Origin of the sequence: Vibrio sp. YT-18, assembly GCF_033337345.1 — a bacterium.
In the GTDB taxonomy this organism is placed as follows: Bacteria; Pseudomonadota; Gammaproteobacteria; order Enterobacterales; family Vibrionaceae; genus Vibrio; species Vibrio alginolyticus.
Map to the genome: position 1 here is coordinate 269,111 of NZ_JAWOQO010000001.1, position 15,108 is coordinate 284,218.

Sequence of the window (15,108 nt, forward strand, 5' to 3'; positions counted from 1 at the left end):
AATGTGATGAAGACCGTTGAGCGTTAAGGTTTTTATGAGTAACAATAAAAAACGGGCACGTACGTCTGCATGCCCGTTGAAATACATTACCTGATTGGTTGTTGATGATTTACAAGCTATACGGATCGCCCAGAGCTAATGCGACCCTAGAAGCAGGAGACTTTCCTAACGCACGGCAAATTTGCCAACCCGCTTCATTGATGACGCTAAGATCAACGCCCGTTTCAATCCCAAGTTGCTCACACAGATAAAGTACATCTTCCGTTGCAACATTGCCACTGGCTCCTTTCGCGTAAGGGCAGCCGCCGAGCCCCGCTACTGCGCTATCAATGGTGTTGATGCCCATTAACAAGGCTTGATAGATATTGGCTAATGCTTGTCCATAAGTGTCATGAAAATGTACTGCGAGCGCGTCTTTTGGCAGTAGCGTTAACAACGAATCCAGCATGGCGATAACGCGATTAGGCGTTGCTTTACCGACAGTATCACCGAGCGAAATCTCATAACATCCCATATCAAACAACGTATTGGCGACCTTGGTAGTTTGCTCTGGCTTGATTACTCCCTCATATGGACACACCATGGTACAAGACAAGTACCCGCGTACAGGAATGTTGTGCTGGTTCGCCAATTCGATAACGGGTTCAAATCGAGCGAGACTTTCGGTAATGCTGCAGTTGATGTTCTTCTGGCTGAACGTTTCTGAAGCGGAGCCAAACACCGCAATTCGCTTTACACCGCTTTCCAGCGCACGTTCTAACCCTGCGAGATTTGGTGTGAGCGCGCTATAAACCACGTCAGGCTTTTTTGAGATACCAGCAAACACCTGATCGGAATCGGCCATTTGAGGCACCCACCTTGGAGAGACGAAAGATCCCGCCTCAATATGCTTTAAGCCACTGCTGCTTAGTTGGTTAATCAAACGGATTTTATCAACCAGCGTCACTGCCGTTTCATTTTGCAGACCATCACGAGCGCCGACTTCGACGATATTAACCTTCGCTGGTAGCATATTCGCGCTCCTTATCTTCACTGACGTTATCCGATATCAAAGACAAATTCAGCAGGATGGAACCGTGCTGTACTTGGTCCCCGTGCTGATAAAACAATTCGTCGACTGTTGCTGCGACCGGAGCCGTGATGGTGTATTCCATTTTCATTGCTTCGAGTACCAAAAGCGGATCGCCCGCCGCCACTTCGTCACCTTTAGCCACCATAACTGCTGAAATTATGCCGTTGAGTGGTGCGGTTGGACTTAGTTCATCATCTACGTCTTTTGCAGAGTCAAAGTTAGGTTGATGAGCGAACGTGCGCTGCTGACCAAGATAAAATAGTGTTGTCTTTTGTTCATCGCTAAGTGCATTAAAGGTGTAACGCACATTATCAATATCGACGATAAACTGGTTGTCACTTTCAAGCAGGATGACCTGATGCAGCTCCTCACCACATCGGACAGTGAAGTGAGATCCTGTATCTTGCGATGATTGTTGCAAACGTGCCTGATGGTTGGCATTGGCATCCGTGAAGTTAAATCGGTAAACGTTGTCAACTGACAGTCTAAAACCTCGTTTGGTTGGCGCGGGTAACGTTGAGCTGTCTGATTTTGAAATGAGATCATTCCAACGAGCAACCGCCGCCAATGTAAGCCAGATTGAATCCGACACGTCTTGCTGCTCATTTATGCCTTGTTGATGTGTTACGAGGAAACCTGTATCGAGCTCAATCTCGGCAAAGGCTGGCTGCGAAATAATACTGTGCAGATAACCAATGTTTGTCGTTACTCCACGTACGTGATATTGAGTTAACGCCTGCTTAATCTGCTTTAGAGCGATATCACGAGTTTGCCCCCAGACGATCAGTTTGCTGATCATTGGATCGTAATATTCGCTGATGCTATCGCCTTGGGTAACACCACTATCAACGCGTACGCACGCTAGGCGCACACTACTGTCTGATACGGGTTCTTTTAAGTAATCAATGCGGCCAGTCGACGGCATAAAGTCATTGTCTGTATCTTCTGCGTAAATTCGCAGCTCAATTGAATGACCGTTGTGGGTGATTTCAGATTGCGAAATAGGTAAATGCTCGCCAGCTGCGACTTTTAATTGCCACTCCACCAAATCAACGCCGGTGATCAATTCAGTAACAGGGTGTTCAACTTGCAGACGAGTATTCATTTCCATGAAGTAAAACTCACCGCGGCTATCGAGCAAGAACTCCACCGTGCCAGCGCCAACATAGTCGATCGCTTGAGCGGCCTGAACCGCAGCTTCACCCATTTGTTTACGCAGTTCATCACTAAGACCGGGAGCTGGTGCTTCTTCGACTACTTTTTGGTGACGGCGTTGAATGGAGCAATCGCGATCAGAAAGATAGACACAGTTGCCATGTTGGTCAGCAAATACCTGAACTTCAACGTGGCGAGGCTGCAATATACATTTTTCGATTAGAAGCTGCTTATCGCCAAAGCTTGAAAGTGCTTCACGCTGCGCACTGTCGATGGCCAGAGGCATTTCGGCTGCGCTATTGACCACTCGCATGCCTTTACCGCCGCCCCCTTGGGTTGCTTTAAGCATCACTGGGTAACCGATTTTTTCCGCTTCTGCTAATAAATGCTCTACGCTGTTGTCTGTGCCGTGATAGCCCGGAACCAATGGTACGTTCGCCTCTGACATGATGGCTTTGGCTTGCGACTTCGAACCCATTGCTTCAATTGCGCTGGTGGAAGGGCCAATAAAAACAATGCCATTTTCGCTGCACGCTTTCGCCAGTTTCGGGTTCTCGGAAAGAAAACCATACCCAGGGTGGATAGCATCGGCTTGCCATTTTTTCGCAGCGCCGATAATCGCATCGATATCGAGATACGATTCACTCGCCGGAGCGGGGCCAATGAATTCAGCGAAATCCGCTTGTTTAACATGTAAGCTGCTGCGATCCGCTTCGGAATAGACGGCAACCGTCTCTATAGCCATGCTTTTTGCGGTTTTAATGATTCGGCAGGCAATTTCACCGCGGTTTGCGATCAGTATTCTTTTAAACATGATTCCTCCAATTGGCGGCGCGCTTTTGAAAAAATGCAGCTAGTCCTTCTTGTCCTTCACTGGACACGCGAGCGGTTGCAATAGCTTGGCTGGTGTATTCAATTAATGAATGATCGATAGGTTGGTTATCACAGCGTAAACAAAGTGCTTTTGCAGCCTGCATGGCTTGTGGACCGTTGTTGAGCAGGTGATCAATGGTGCGATTGACGGCTTCACGTGGTTGAGCGTCTATCTGATGAAGAATACTCATCGATAGCGCGGTTTCGGCATCAATCAGTTCCGCGGTTAAAAAGTAGCGTCGGCTTTGTCGTTGTCCAATCGCTCGGATTACGTAAGGTCCGATGGTGGCGGGTAACAAACCGAGCTTCACTTCACTCAAACAGAAGCGGCTTTCAGGTGTACCAATAGCGATATCGCAGCAGCAGATAAGCCCAAGTGCGCCGCCAAATGCAGCGCCATGCACCATAGCAATAGTCGGTTTGCTAAAGGTATCCAGCGTATGCAAAAGTTTTGCTAGTTGCTGTGCATCTTGCAGGTTTTCACTCTCGGTTTTGGTGGCCATTGACTGCATCCAGCCAAGATCCGCACCCGCAGAAAAGTGTTTCCCTTGCGCCGTTAGTACCAATGCACGTAGAGAGTCGTCTCTCTCAAGTTTTTCCAAGGTTTCGATAAGTGAAGCAATTAATTCATCATTAAACGCGTTGTGTTTCTCTGGTCGATTGAGGCTCAACCAAGCAACGCCATTGCTGTCTTTTTCAAGCAGTAGTCCGGTCATGTGACTTCCTTTGTCTGACATTTCAGTCTCTATTCCAATGCTCGCTAACCGTTACTTGTATAAACATCGGTATTCGCGAGGAGTTAAGGTTTGCCTTGCATCCGGCTACATACGGAAGATGCCAAATTTGCTGTCTGGTATTGGCGCATTAAGCGCAGCAGACAGAGCAATGCCGACAACATCACGGGTTTTCGCAGGGTCAATAATGCCGTCGTCCCACAAACGAGCACTGGCGTAATAAGCGTGACTTTGAGTCTGATATTGCTCCGCAATTGGACGTTTGAACGCTTCTTCTTCCTCCGCGCTCCAGCTTTCACCTTTGCGAGTTTTGATATCGCGGGTCACTTGCGCCATCACGCCAGCCGCTTGCTCTCCACCCATGACGGAGATGCGCGCGTTTGGCCACATCCACATCATGGTTGGATCATAAGCGCGGCCACACATGCCGTAGTTTCCTGCGCCATACGATCCACCAATCACTACGGTAAACTTCGGCACGTCTGCACACGCAACAGCAGTTACCATTTTCGCACCATGTTTGGCGATGCCTTCGGCTTCGTACTTCTGACCGACCATAAAGCCCGTTATGTTCTGCAAGAAAAGCAGAGGAATTTTGCGTTGTGCGCACAGCTCAATAAAATGCGCGCCTTTTTGTGCTGATTCCGAAAATAGAATGCCGTTGTTAGCGACAATGCCAATCGGCATACCGTGAATATGGGCAAAGCCACAGACCAAGGTTTCACCGAATAACGCTTTAAATTCATCAAATTGTGAGTCATCAACAATTCGGGCAATGACCTCTTTAACATCAAACGGCTTTTTAAGATCGGTACCGACGATGCCGTACAGCTCTTGCGCAGGAAAGCGTGGTTCCTGTGGTGCTTTTTGCTTGAGTTGAACGGGTTTCAAGTGGTTGATTTGTGAAACCGCTTGTCTTGCCAACTCTAACGCGTGGTGATCATTTTCTGCGTAATAGTCCGCCACACCAGAGGTACGGCAGTGAATGTCTGCGCCACCAAGATCTTCCGCGCTGACTTCTTCACCTGTCGCTGCTTTTACAAGAGGTGGACCTGCCAAAAAAATCGTGCCTTGTTCTTTGACTATGATGGATACGTCGCACATGGCAGGGACATAAGCGCCGCCAGCGGTACATAGCCCCATGACCACCGCAATTTGTGGAATGCCTTTGGCCGACATACGGGCTTGGTTGTAGAAAATACGGCCAAAATGGTCTTTATCTGGGAAGACTTCATCTTGGCGGGGGAGGTTAGCACCGCCAGAGTCGACTAAGTAAACACACGGCAGTTGGCATTTTTCTGCAATTTCTTGTGCTCTTAAGTGCTTTTTCACGGTGAGTGGGTAGTAACTGCCGCCTTTTACCGTCACGTCGTTCGCGACGATCATGCACTCAGTGCCGTCAATCACACCCACACCTGCAACCACTCCAGCACATGGAACGTAATCTGGATACACATCCCAGCCAGCAAATTGACCAATTTCTAGAAAGGACGAACCAGGGTCGAGTAGGGCAAGAATGCGCTCACGTACCGGAAGTTTGCCTTTCTTCTGCTGATGCTCGCGGGCTTTCTCACCGCCACCATCTTCTATTTGGGCAGTCACGGTATAAAGTTGATCTACAAGTGACGCCATAGAGCGGTAGTTTTCCTGATACTGCTCTGAGTGGGTATTAATATTGGTCGTCAAACAAGCCATAAATAGCCGATCTCCATTCGGTAGACGGGTGACACCACCCGCCTTTATCTATGTTGAATAAGATTTAGGTTGAATAAGGAATTTATTTAGATTCAGAACGCCTAGGTATGTTGATTAGGCGCTTTCGTTAAACAATTCGCGACCAATAAGCATGCGGCGAATTTCTGAAGTGCCCGCACCGATTTCATACAGCTTGGCATCTCGCAACAAACGGCCCGTATCAAACTCGTTGATGTAGCCGTTACCGCCAAGTAGTTGAATCGCATCCAGTGCCATCTTGGTTGCCAGCTCTGCGCTGTAGAGGATCGCGCCAGCAGAATCTTTACGTGTGGTTTCACCGCGATCACAAGCGGCAGCGACGGCGTAAACATACGCTTTAGCGGCATTCATTTGTGTGTACATATCCGCGATTTTTGCTTGAACTAGCTGGAATTCACCGATGGATTTACCGAACTGTTTACGGTCGTGAATGTAAGGCACAACGATATCCATACACGCCTGCATGATGCCAAGTGGGCCGCCTGCAAGCACCACACGTTCGTAGTCGAGGCCGCTCATCAATACTTTCACGCCTTGGTTTTCTTCGCCGAGAATATTTTCCGCAGGGACTTCGCAGTTTTGGAAGACCAGCTCACACGTATTCGAGCCGCGCATACCCAACTTGTCGAGTTTTTGTGCTTGAGTAAATCCAGGGAATCCGCGTTCCACAATAAACGCCGTGATGCCTTTGGAGTGCTGGCTTGGGTCGGTTTTTGCGTAGACAACATAGGTGTGTGCATCAGGGCCGTTGGTGATCCACATTTTGTTGCCATTTAATAGGAAAATAGCGCCTTTACGTTCGGCTTTAAGCTGCATAGAGACCACATCAGAGCCGGCGCCGGGTTCACTCATAGCAAGGGCGCCGATATGTTCACCGGAGATGAGCTTAGGTAGGTATTTCTCTTTTTGCGCTTGTGTGCCGTTACGGTGGATTTGGTTGACGCAAAGGTTGGAGTGAGCGCCGTAACTTAACGCAACCGAAGCGGATGCTCGGCTGATTTCTTCCATAGCGATAACGTGGGCGAGATAGCCCATGCCTGCACCACCAAACTCTTCGCTGGTGGTCACACCTAAAAGACCCATGTCACCTAATTTGGACCAAAGATGGTTTGGAAAGTCGTTAGTTTGGTCGATAGATTGCGCTAGCGGCGCAATTTCTCTTGCAGCAAAACTATTGATTTGCTCGCGAAGCAAATCGGTATTTTCGTCATAAACAAAGTTCAGGGAAGAGTAGGTAGATTTCATTGCGTGTCCTTGCCTTTACGTCACCTACATCCCAGAGTTGAGGTGTTAGGTGACTTTTTCGCCTTTCATGGATCTCAGTGTGTTTTGGCATCGCAACTGCGCAGCATTTAACTCCATCATTACCGCTTGAATGTCGTTTGCTTGCTGTTGCAATGCTGCCTTCTTCTCTTCGATCAACCGAATCATATAGTTCAACTGCTCAGTACTTTGATCGGTATCGTAGAGTTCAAATAACTCTTTGATATCTGCAAGAGAAAAGCCCAATCGCTTACCTCGCAAAATCAGTTTTAGTCGAATTCGATCACGACCATTGTAGATTCGAGTGTTGCCTTTACGTTCTGGAGTTAGGAGACCTAAATCTTCGTAGAAGCGAATGCTTCGAGTAGTAATGTCGAACTCTTTCGCGAGCTCGCTGATCTTAAATGTGTTCATTCCTTAACCTTACGACTTTCGTATAACATTTACATGAATATACAATTCGTTAACGTTAAAGTAAACAAACAACATCCACTCTTGAGCCTTGATATCACTCGCATTTACTCGAAATCAAAGAATCACTCGAACAAACAATAACCTCAAACTTGACGTTAACGTAAATGTTAGTATAGTTATGACGTAAACGTCAACAAAAGGTTAATGGAATGAAAAATGAAACATGGATTGTTGCCGCTAAGCGAACGCCTATCGGCTCTTTTCAAGGTGCATTAGCTTCAACAGATGTCACGGAACTCGGTGCGAGAGCCATTCAAGGGGCGCTAGCCGAAAGCCAACTCGATGTGCACAAAATAGACGAAGTGTTGATGGGGTGCGTTTTACCCGCCGGTGTGGGGCAAGCGCCTGCAAGACAAGCAAGTCTTAAAGCTGAAATGCCACAATCGATTGGTTGTACGACACTGAACAAAGTTTGTGGATCGGGTATGAAAACCGTCATGCTGGCATATGACCTTATTCAATCTGGCAATGCGCATGCTGTCATCGCTGGTGGCATGGAAAACATGTCGTCTTCTCCTTATCTATTAAAGAAAGCGCGTGATGGTTTCCGTTTAGGTCACGAGCAAGTGCTTGATCACATGTTTTATGACGGTTTGCAGGATGCCTACCAAGGCGAGCTGATGGGTGTCTTTGCAGAACAGACGGCGCAAAAGTATCAGTTCAGCCGTGAAAGTATGGATGCCTGGGCGCAGCAGTCGGTGACTCGTGCGCAGCAAGCAATCGAGCAAGGTTTGTTCAAAGAAGAGATCGTGCCTGTTAACGTAAAAAGTCGGCGCGGCGAAACCTTGGTTGTAGATGATGAGCAACCGAGCAAACTCGACGTCACTAAAATTCCTACCTTACGCCCTGCGTTTGCCAAAGATGGCGGCGTAACCGCAGCAAACTCTAGTTCCATTTCGGATGGTGCGTCGGCAATGATCTTAGTCGATAGTGAGTTTGGTCGTCAGGAAAACCTTCAGCCTCTAGCCAAAATTGTCGCGTACAGCTCGCATGCAAGACAGCCTGATGAGTTCACCATCGCACCAGTCTTCGCGATTGAATCGCTGCTGGAAAAAACGGGCTGGGACAAATCGGACGTGGACCTTTGGGAAATCAATGAAGCTTTTGCTGTTGTGACTCAATACGCGGTGAAAGCACTCGAACTGGACGAGAGCAAAGTGAACCCTCGCGGAGGGGCTTGTGCGCTGGGGCATCCAATAGGCGCAAGTGGCAATCGAATCCTTGTCACTTTGATTCATGCGCTAAAACAAACTGGTGGTAAGCGTGGCGTTGCATCGCTTTGTATTGGTGGTGGTGAGGCTACCGCTATCGCGATTGAAATCTGCTAAATCACTCTCAACAAAGTTTCACTTACATAACAGTAGTCAGTAACAAGCTGAAAAATACAAGGATGTCATCATGACAGAACAAGTAAAGCAGTATATCGGTGGTGAATTTGCCATCTCCGATTCAAAACAATGGCTAGATGTAACCAACCCGGCAACCAACGAAGTGATTGCACAAGTACCTTGTGCCACGGAGTCGGAAATGAATGCGGCGATTGCCAGCGCAACAGAAACGTTCAAACGCTGGAAAGAAGTTGCAGCGCCGGAGCGTGCTAGATTGATGTTGCGTTACCAACATCTGCTAAAAGAGCAACACGATGAGTTGGCGATACTGCTTTCAAGTGAGACAGGCAAAACCCTCGCGGATGCAAAGGGTGACATTTGGCGTGGGATTGAAGTCGTAGAACAAGCGGCGAACATTTGTAGCTCAATGATGGGCGAAACGGTGGAAAATGTCGCGACCAATATTGATGGTTACTCTTACATTCAACCGCTCGGTGTTTGTGCTGGCATCACACCCTTTAACTTCCCTGCGATGATCCCATTGTGGATGTTCCCGATGGCGATCGCTTGTGGCAACACCTTTATTCTAAAACCTTCGGAACAAGTTCCGCTGACTGCAATGAAATTGGCAGAGCTATTTGAACAAGCTGGTGCACCAAAAGGCGTATTGCAAGTTGTTCACGGGACCAAAGAGCAAGTCGACCGCATTCTGACTGATCCAGTTGTTCGTGCGATCTCTTTTGTTGGCTCTGTGCCCGTTGGTGAGTACATCTACAAAACAGGTACAGACAACCTGAAACGCGTGCAGTCATTTGCAGGTGCTAAGAACCACATGGTCATCATGCCGGATGCAAACAAACAGCAAGTCATCAATAACCTAGTTGGCGCGTCAGTTGGTGCTGCAGGCCAACGCTGTATGGCTATTTCGGTTGCCGTATTTGTCGGCGAAACCAAAGAATGGATTCCAGAGCTTAAAGAGGCGTTAGCTCAGGTTCAGCCTGGCGCGTGGGATGATGAAACCGCTGGTTATGGTCCACTGATTAGCCCTCAAGCGAAGCAGCGAGTGGTGAATCTGATTAATGAAGGCAAAGCGTCAGGCGCGAATTGTGTTCTGGACGGGACAGATTGCCAAGTACCTGGCTTCCCGAACGGTAACTGGGTGGGGCCAACACTGTTTACTAACGTGACCACAGACATGTCGATTTATCAGGAAGAAATTTTCGGGCCTGTACTGTTAACTATGGAAGTGGATGACCTAGATGAAGCGATTGAACTGATCAATGCAAACCGCTTTGGTAATGGTACGTCTATTTTCACGGCGAACGGCGCTGCCGCGAGAAAGTATCAACACAATATCGAAGTAGGTAACGTAGGCATCAACGTGCCGATTCCAGTGCCATTGCCATTTTTCTCATTTACTGGGTGGAAAGGCAGCTTCTACGGCGACCTGCATGCTTACGGTAAACAAGCGGTTCGCTTCTACACCGAGACGAAAACTGTCACCGCGCGTTGGTTTGAAGATGACATTCCAAGCGGTCCAAACATGACCATTCAACTTAGCTAATTACTGGATTAGCGACACCTCCAGCCAAGCGCCACCGTTTAAGTGGGCTTGGCTCGGATACAAATGCAACGAATTAGACCTTAGGACTTCAAGATGGATTTTGAATTAAACGAAGATCAACTCGCGTTTGCCGAAGTAGCAAAGCAGTTTGCAGACCAAATGTTAGCGCCTCATGCGGCCGAGTGGGATGAAAACCATCATTTCCCTAAAGACGTACTGCGTCAAGCAGGTGAACTTGGTTTTCTGAGCATCTATACGCCGCCAGAGCATGGTGGCTTGGGGTTATCTCGTTTGGATGCGGCGATCATTTTCGAGCAGTTGGCTATGGGTTGTACCGCGACTACTGCGTTTATGACCATTCACAACATGGCGACGTGGATGATAACCAGCTTTGCCAAAGCCGAAGTGGCGCAGCAATTTAGCGCGGATCTAATTTCGGGTGAAAAGCTCGCTTCCTACTGTTTAACCGAACCTAATGCCGGCTCTGACGCCGCTTCTCTAACGACTAGCGCAGTGCGTGATGGCGATGAGTTTGTCCTCAATGGAGCAAAAGTGTTTATCTCGGGTGCGGGTGATACAGATGTTCTCGTCGTGATGGCGCGTTCGTGTGGTGAAGGAGCGGGTGGCGTTTCTGCATTCGTTGTTCCTGCTGATTGCGAAGGCATTAGCTACGGTAAAAAAGAAGCCAAAATGGGTTGGAACTGCCAGCCAACTCGCATGATTACCTTCGAAAATGTCCGCATTCCGGCTGACTATCTGTTGGGTGAAGAGGGAGAGGGCTTTAAGTTCGCCATGCTTGGCCTTGATGGTGGTCGAATCAATATCGCTACTTGTTCCGTCGGTACTGCGCAACAAGCACTGAACGAAGCCAAGCAATACATGAACGAACGCAAACAGTTCGGCCGTTCACTGGCGCAATTTCAAGCGTTGCAGTTCAAGCTTGCTGATATGGCGACTGAGCTGGTCGCTGCGCGTCAAATGGTGCGACTCGCTGCCGCTAAACTCGATGCCCAGCACGCAGAAAAAAGTGCGTACTGTGCCATGGCAAAACGCTTTGCTACTGATGTGGGCTTTAAAGTCTGCGATCAGGCGCTGCAAATTCACGGTGGCTATGGCTACATCAAAGAATATCCAGTCGAGCGCCATTTCCGAGACGTTCGTGTTCACCAAATCCTTGAAGGTACCAACGAAATCATGCGTCTGATCGTCGCAAGACGATTACTAACGGAAGGCGTTGAGCTGCTTTAGTCAGCGAGACACAGCCTTACCTAAAGAAATTAAAAAGGACTGAAAGATTATGACGGCACAAATCAAATTAGAGCGCGAAGCGCATATTGCCAAGCTCACGATTAGTAATCCGCCAGCGAACACTTGGACGCTTGAGTCTTTGAATCAGCTAAAAGAGTTGGCAATTGAACTTAGTAATGATCGCTCTATTTATGCGTTGGTTTTAACAGGCGAAGGCGAGAAATTCTTTTCTGCTGGAGCAGATCTTAATAACTTTGCATCGGGTGATAAATCACAAGCAGCAAACATGGCGTTCGCATTTGGTGAAGCGTTTGAAGCGCTTTCTGCATTCGATGGGGTTTCTATCTCAGCGATTAATGGCTATGCGATGGGCGGCGGTCTGGAAGTGGCGATGGCGTGTGACATTCGTATCGCAGAAGAACAAGTACAAATGGCACTTCCTGAAGCATCGGTAGGTTTGTTGCCGTGTGCGGGTGGGACGCAAAACCTGACCGCGTTGGTAGGTGAAGGTTGGGCGAAGCGTATGATTCTATGTGGCGAACGAGTGACGGCCGAGCGAGCGGAAAAAATTGGTTTAGTCGAAGAGGTGGTGGCGAAAGGTCAAGCACTCGAAGCGGCTATGGAACTAGCGCAGCGTGTTGCAGGTCAATCACCGAAATCTGTGTCAGCGTGCAAAACGCTCATTCAAGGTCGACGCAGCCAAACTCACGCGGCTGGATTGGTTTTGGAGCGTGAACTGTTTTTACAGCTGTTCAATACACAAGATCAGACTGAGGGTGTGAATGCGTTTTTGCAAAAGCGCAAGCCACAATGGACAAACAGCTAGCGGAGGCCAAATGACAGGTACAGTAAATGTTTCAAAACTTGAGTGCGCAGATGGCTCTGTTATTGGTGTGCTGGAGCTTGATAATCCAGCTGCTCTCAACGCGTTGAGTTACGTGATGATTGAGAAGTTGTACAAACAGCTTAATGAATGGCAAACGGACGACAGCGTCGTCGCGGTATTCTTGCATGCTCAAGGTGAAAAAGCGTTTTGTGCTGGCGGAGATATTCAAGCGATCTACCGTGCACTTGAAAACAAAGAGCAAGACTTTGATTCTGCGTTTTCAGCGATGGAAACCTTCTTTGACCTCGAATATCGCTGTGATCATCTTATTCATACTTATCCAAAACCGATCATCGCGTGGGGACATGGTTATTTGATGGGCGGGGGAGTTGGCCTGTTTATGGGCGCAAGTCATCGCGTAGCAGAAACCACCACCCGCTTTGCAATGCCAGAGATTAAAATTGGCCTTTACCCAGATGTAGGCGCGACGTACTTCCTAAACCAGTTGCCAAAACATTTGGCTCTGTTCTTAAGTTTGACGGCTTGCCAAATTAGCGCAACAGATATGAAAGCGTTGGGGTTAAGCCAATGGATTGCACAGCCAGAAAACAAGCAAGTGCTGCTGGATCTGCTTGCATCGGTAAGTTGGAAAGGTGAAGCGAACATCAACGAAAAAATCGCTACTACGCTGCGTTCGGTACACGTGGACGAGCCAAGCGAAGGGATGTTGATGCCCTATGCGGAATTGATTGAGCAGTTATGTTCGGGTGACTTAGCGTCAATTGTTGACGCAATCAGCAGTGCTAACGTTGATAACAAGTGGTTCGTCAATGCGCAGAAGTCACTGAACTATGGCAGTCCGTTGTCGCTCAGTATCACTTATCAGCAGTTAACGCAGTATCAAAATCTCTCTTTGAAAGCGTGTTTTGATATGGAGTTTAACCTAACACTACGTTGTGGCTTAGAAGGTGATTTTAGAGAAGGGGTTCGTGCGCTGATTATTGATAAAACCAATCAACCGACTTGGCAACATCGCACGGTTTCTGACGTAACGCCACAAGTTTTGGAGCGCTTCTTCTCGCCAATTGACTCAGCAGAATACCCACTGACCGCATCGTCGGTAGCTATAGCGGCACTTTAGTACAAGGAAGAAATACGATATGGACAAAATTGCATTTATTGGCCTTGGTAACATGGGTGCGCCTATGGCTAAGAATCTACTCAAAGCGGGCTTGAATGTCGAAGTATTTGATTTGAACCCAAGCGCAGTTGAGGAGTTGACCGCATTGGGCGCTTCAAGTGCCGATTCCGTTCAGCAGGCAGTACAAGGTGTTGACGTGGTTGTCACTATGCTGCCAGCGAGCCAACACGTTCAAAGCGTTTATCTTGGTCAAGATGGCATCTTAGATAGCGTCGAATCAGGTACCTTGCTGATTGATTCTTCCACCATCGATCCGGTGACTGCTCGTTTGGTTGGCGAAAAAGCATCGCAACTTGGTATCAGTTTTGTTGATGCACCAGTATCTGGTGGCGTTGCGGGCGCAGCAGCAGGTACGTTAACTTTCATTGTTGGCGGCTCGCAAGAGAACTTTGTTCAAGCCAAAGCGGTGCTTAGCCACATGGGTAAAAACATCTTCCATGCGGGCGATGTTGGAGCTGGTCAGGTCGCGAAGATCTGCAATAACATGATGTTGGGCATTTTGATGAGCGGCACCTGTGAAGCACTAAATTTAGGGATGGAAAACGGACTCGATCCCAAAGTGCTTTCCGACATCATGTTGCAAAGTTCAGGGCGTAACTGGGCGCTAGAGCTTTATAACCCTTGTCCAGGTGTGATGGAAAATACGCCTGCAAGCAATGGTTATCAAGGCGGCTTTATGAGCCAGTTAATGGCTAAAGATCTGGGTCTTGCGATGGAAGCGGCGGTTGCCAGTCAAACATCAACGCCAATGGGCAGCTTGGCTCGTAATCTGTTTAATTTTCACAACGGTCAGGGCAACGGGCAAAAAGATTTTTCAAGCTTGTTTGAGTTCTACCAAAAGCAAAATCAGGCCTAAGGAGCGCTTATGGAGTTAGCAAATAAGGTCATTGCGATCACGGGGGCAGGGCAGGGGCTGGGTAAACAAATGGCACTGTCACTGGCGGAAAATGGCGTTCATCTTGCGCTTATCGACCTCAATTCAGATCAACTGGCTGAAACGAAAGCGGAATGTGAATCTCTCGGCGTTACCGCTCGTTTTTATGTGACGAACGTGACTGACGAACAGCAGGTGTGCACTGCTTTTGAGCAAATTGAGGCAGATTTCAAGCAGCTCAATGGCGTTATCAATAACGCAGGTATTATGCGTGATGGTATGTTCATTAAAGTCAAAGATGGTCAGGTTAACACGATGTCGCTGGAACAATTTCAGTCTGTTCTAGATGTGAATGTAACAGGCACTTTCCTGTGTGGCCGTGAAGCGAGCAAGGTAATGCTGAACACCGATAGCAAAGGGGTTCTGATCAACATATCCAGCGTTGCGCGTGCCGGGAATATTGGTCAAACCAACTATTCAGCATCTAAAGCGGCGGTAGCCACCATGGCAACGGTGTGGGCGAAAGAGTTAGGGCGTTTCGGAATTCGCTCAGTGGCGATTGCTCCGGGTGTCATCAAAACTGCCATGACAGACCAAATAAAACCTGAAGCGATGGAACGTTTAATCGGAATGATTCCGGTTGGACGTTTAGGTTTGGCGGATGAAATTTCATCGACCATAAAATACGTGTTAACCAACGAATTCGTGACCGGACGAGTGTTCGAAGTCGATGGCGGAATGCGAATGTAACCCCCTCTGCAA

Annotated in this window: 13 protein-coding genes; 7 read left to right on the forward strand and 6 right to left on the reverse strand. The window is 48.2% G+C overall.

What is annotated here, in order from left to right; genetic code table 11:
* Nucleotides 1–109: 109 nt before the first annotated feature.
* From R7M72_RS01115 to R7M72_RS01140, 6 genes are all read right to left on the reverse strand, one after another.
* Complete coding sequence (locus R7M72_RS01115; RefSeq protein ID WP_005382683.1) at nt 110–1,012, reverse strand: hydroxymethylglutaryl-CoA lyase; 903 nt, start codon at nt 1,010–1,012, stop codon at nt 110–112.
* Nucleotides 993–3,041 carry an acetyl/propionyl/methylcrotonyl-CoA carboxylase subunit alpha gene (locus R7M72_RS01120; protein WP_047101330.1) on the reverse strand — a complete coding sequence of 683 codons (2,049 nt, stop codon included), beginning with the start codon at nt 3,039–3,041 and terminating at the stop codon, nt 993–995. The genes R7M72_RS01115 and R7M72_RS01120 overlap by 20 nt, the downstream gene beginning before the upstream one ends.
* Nucleotides 3,034–3,816, reverse strand: a complete 783-nt coding sequence (locus R7M72_RS01125; protein WP_047101332.1) for an enoyl-CoA hydratase-related protein — start codon at nt 3,814–3,816, stop codon at nt 3,034–3,036. The genes R7M72_RS01120 and R7M72_RS01125 overlap by 8 nt, the downstream gene beginning before the upstream one ends.
* A gap of 105 nt (nt 3,817–3,921) precedes the next feature.
* Nucleotides 3,922–5,529, reverse strand: a complete 1,608-nt coding sequence (locus tag R7M72_RS01130; protein WP_047101334.1) for a carboxyl transferase domain-containing protein — start codon at nt 5,527–5,529, stop codon at nt 3,922–3,924.
* A gap of 114 nt (nt 5,530–5,643) precedes the next feature.
* A complete protein-coding gene (locus R7M72_RS01135) occupies nt 5,644–6,813 on the reverse strand; it encodes an isovaleryl-CoA dehydrogenase (protein ID WP_213967560.1) in 1,170 nt (389 codons plus the stop codon).
* 45 nt (nt 6,814–6,858) lie between these two features.
* Nucleotides 6,859–7,245, reverse strand: a complete 387-nt coding sequence (locus R7M72_RS01140; protein ID WP_005373242.1) for a MerR family transcriptional regulator — start codon at nt 7,243–7,245, stop codon at nt 6,859–6,861.
* Between the two features lie 209 nt (nt 7,246–7,454).
* On the opposite strand from R7M72_RS01140, the gene R7M72_RS01145 reads away from it, so the two are divergent.
* The 7 genes from R7M72_RS01145 to R7M72_RS01175 all read left to right on the forward strand — a co-directional run bounded on the left by R7M72_RS01145 (nt 7,455) and on the right by R7M72_RS01175 (nt 15,096).
* On the forward strand, nt 7,455–8,633 hold the full coding sequence (locus tag R7M72_RS01145) for a thiolase family protein (protein ID WP_005382666.1): 1,179 nt from the start codon (nt 7,455–7,457) through the stop codon (nt 8,631–8,633).
* 70 nt (nt 8,634–8,703) lie between these two features.
* Nucleotides 8,704–10,197, forward strand: a complete 1,494-nt coding sequence (locus R7M72_RS01150) for a CoA-acylating methylmalonate-semialdehyde dehydrogenase (protein WP_005382664.1) — start codon at nt 8,704–8,706, stop codon at nt 10,195–10,197.
* Nucleotides 10,198–10,290: 93 nt separating this feature from the next.
* Nucleotides 10,291–11,445, forward strand: coding sequence for an acyl-CoA dehydrogenase family protein (locus R7M72_RS01155; RefSeq protein ID WP_005373226.1), 1,155 nt, complete (start codon nt 10,291–10,293; stop codon nt 11,443–11,445).
* 49 nt (nt 11,446–11,494) lie between these two features.
* Nucleotides 11,495–12,271 (forward strand): enoyl-CoA hydratase, encoded by a 777-nt coding sequence (locus R7M72_RS01160; RefSeq protein WP_064354701.1) that lies wholly within the window; start codon nt 11,495–11,497, stop codon nt 12,269–12,271.
* Nucleotides 12,272–12,281: 10 nt separating this feature from the next.
* Entirely contained in the window at nt 12,282–13,412 is a 1,131-nt protein-coding gene (locus R7M72_RS01165; RefSeq protein WP_213913555.1) for an enoyl-CoA hydratase/isomerase family protein, read from the forward strand.
* 19 nt (nt 13,413–13,431) lie between these two features.
* The gene (mmsB, locus tag R7M72_RS01170) at nt 13,432–14,328 is read left to right on the forward strand and encodes a 3-hydroxyisobutyrate dehydrogenase (protein ID WP_064354703.1); all 897 of its coding nucleotides are present in this window, start codon (nt 13,432–13,434) and stop codon (nt 14,326–14,328) included.
* 9 nt (nt 14,329–14,337) lie between these two features.
* Entirely contained in the window at nt 14,338–15,096 is a 759-nt protein-coding gene (locus R7M72_RS01175; RefSeq protein WP_005373217.1) for an SDR family oxidoreductase, read from the forward strand.
* Nucleotides 15,097–15,108: the final 12 nt, after the last annotated feature.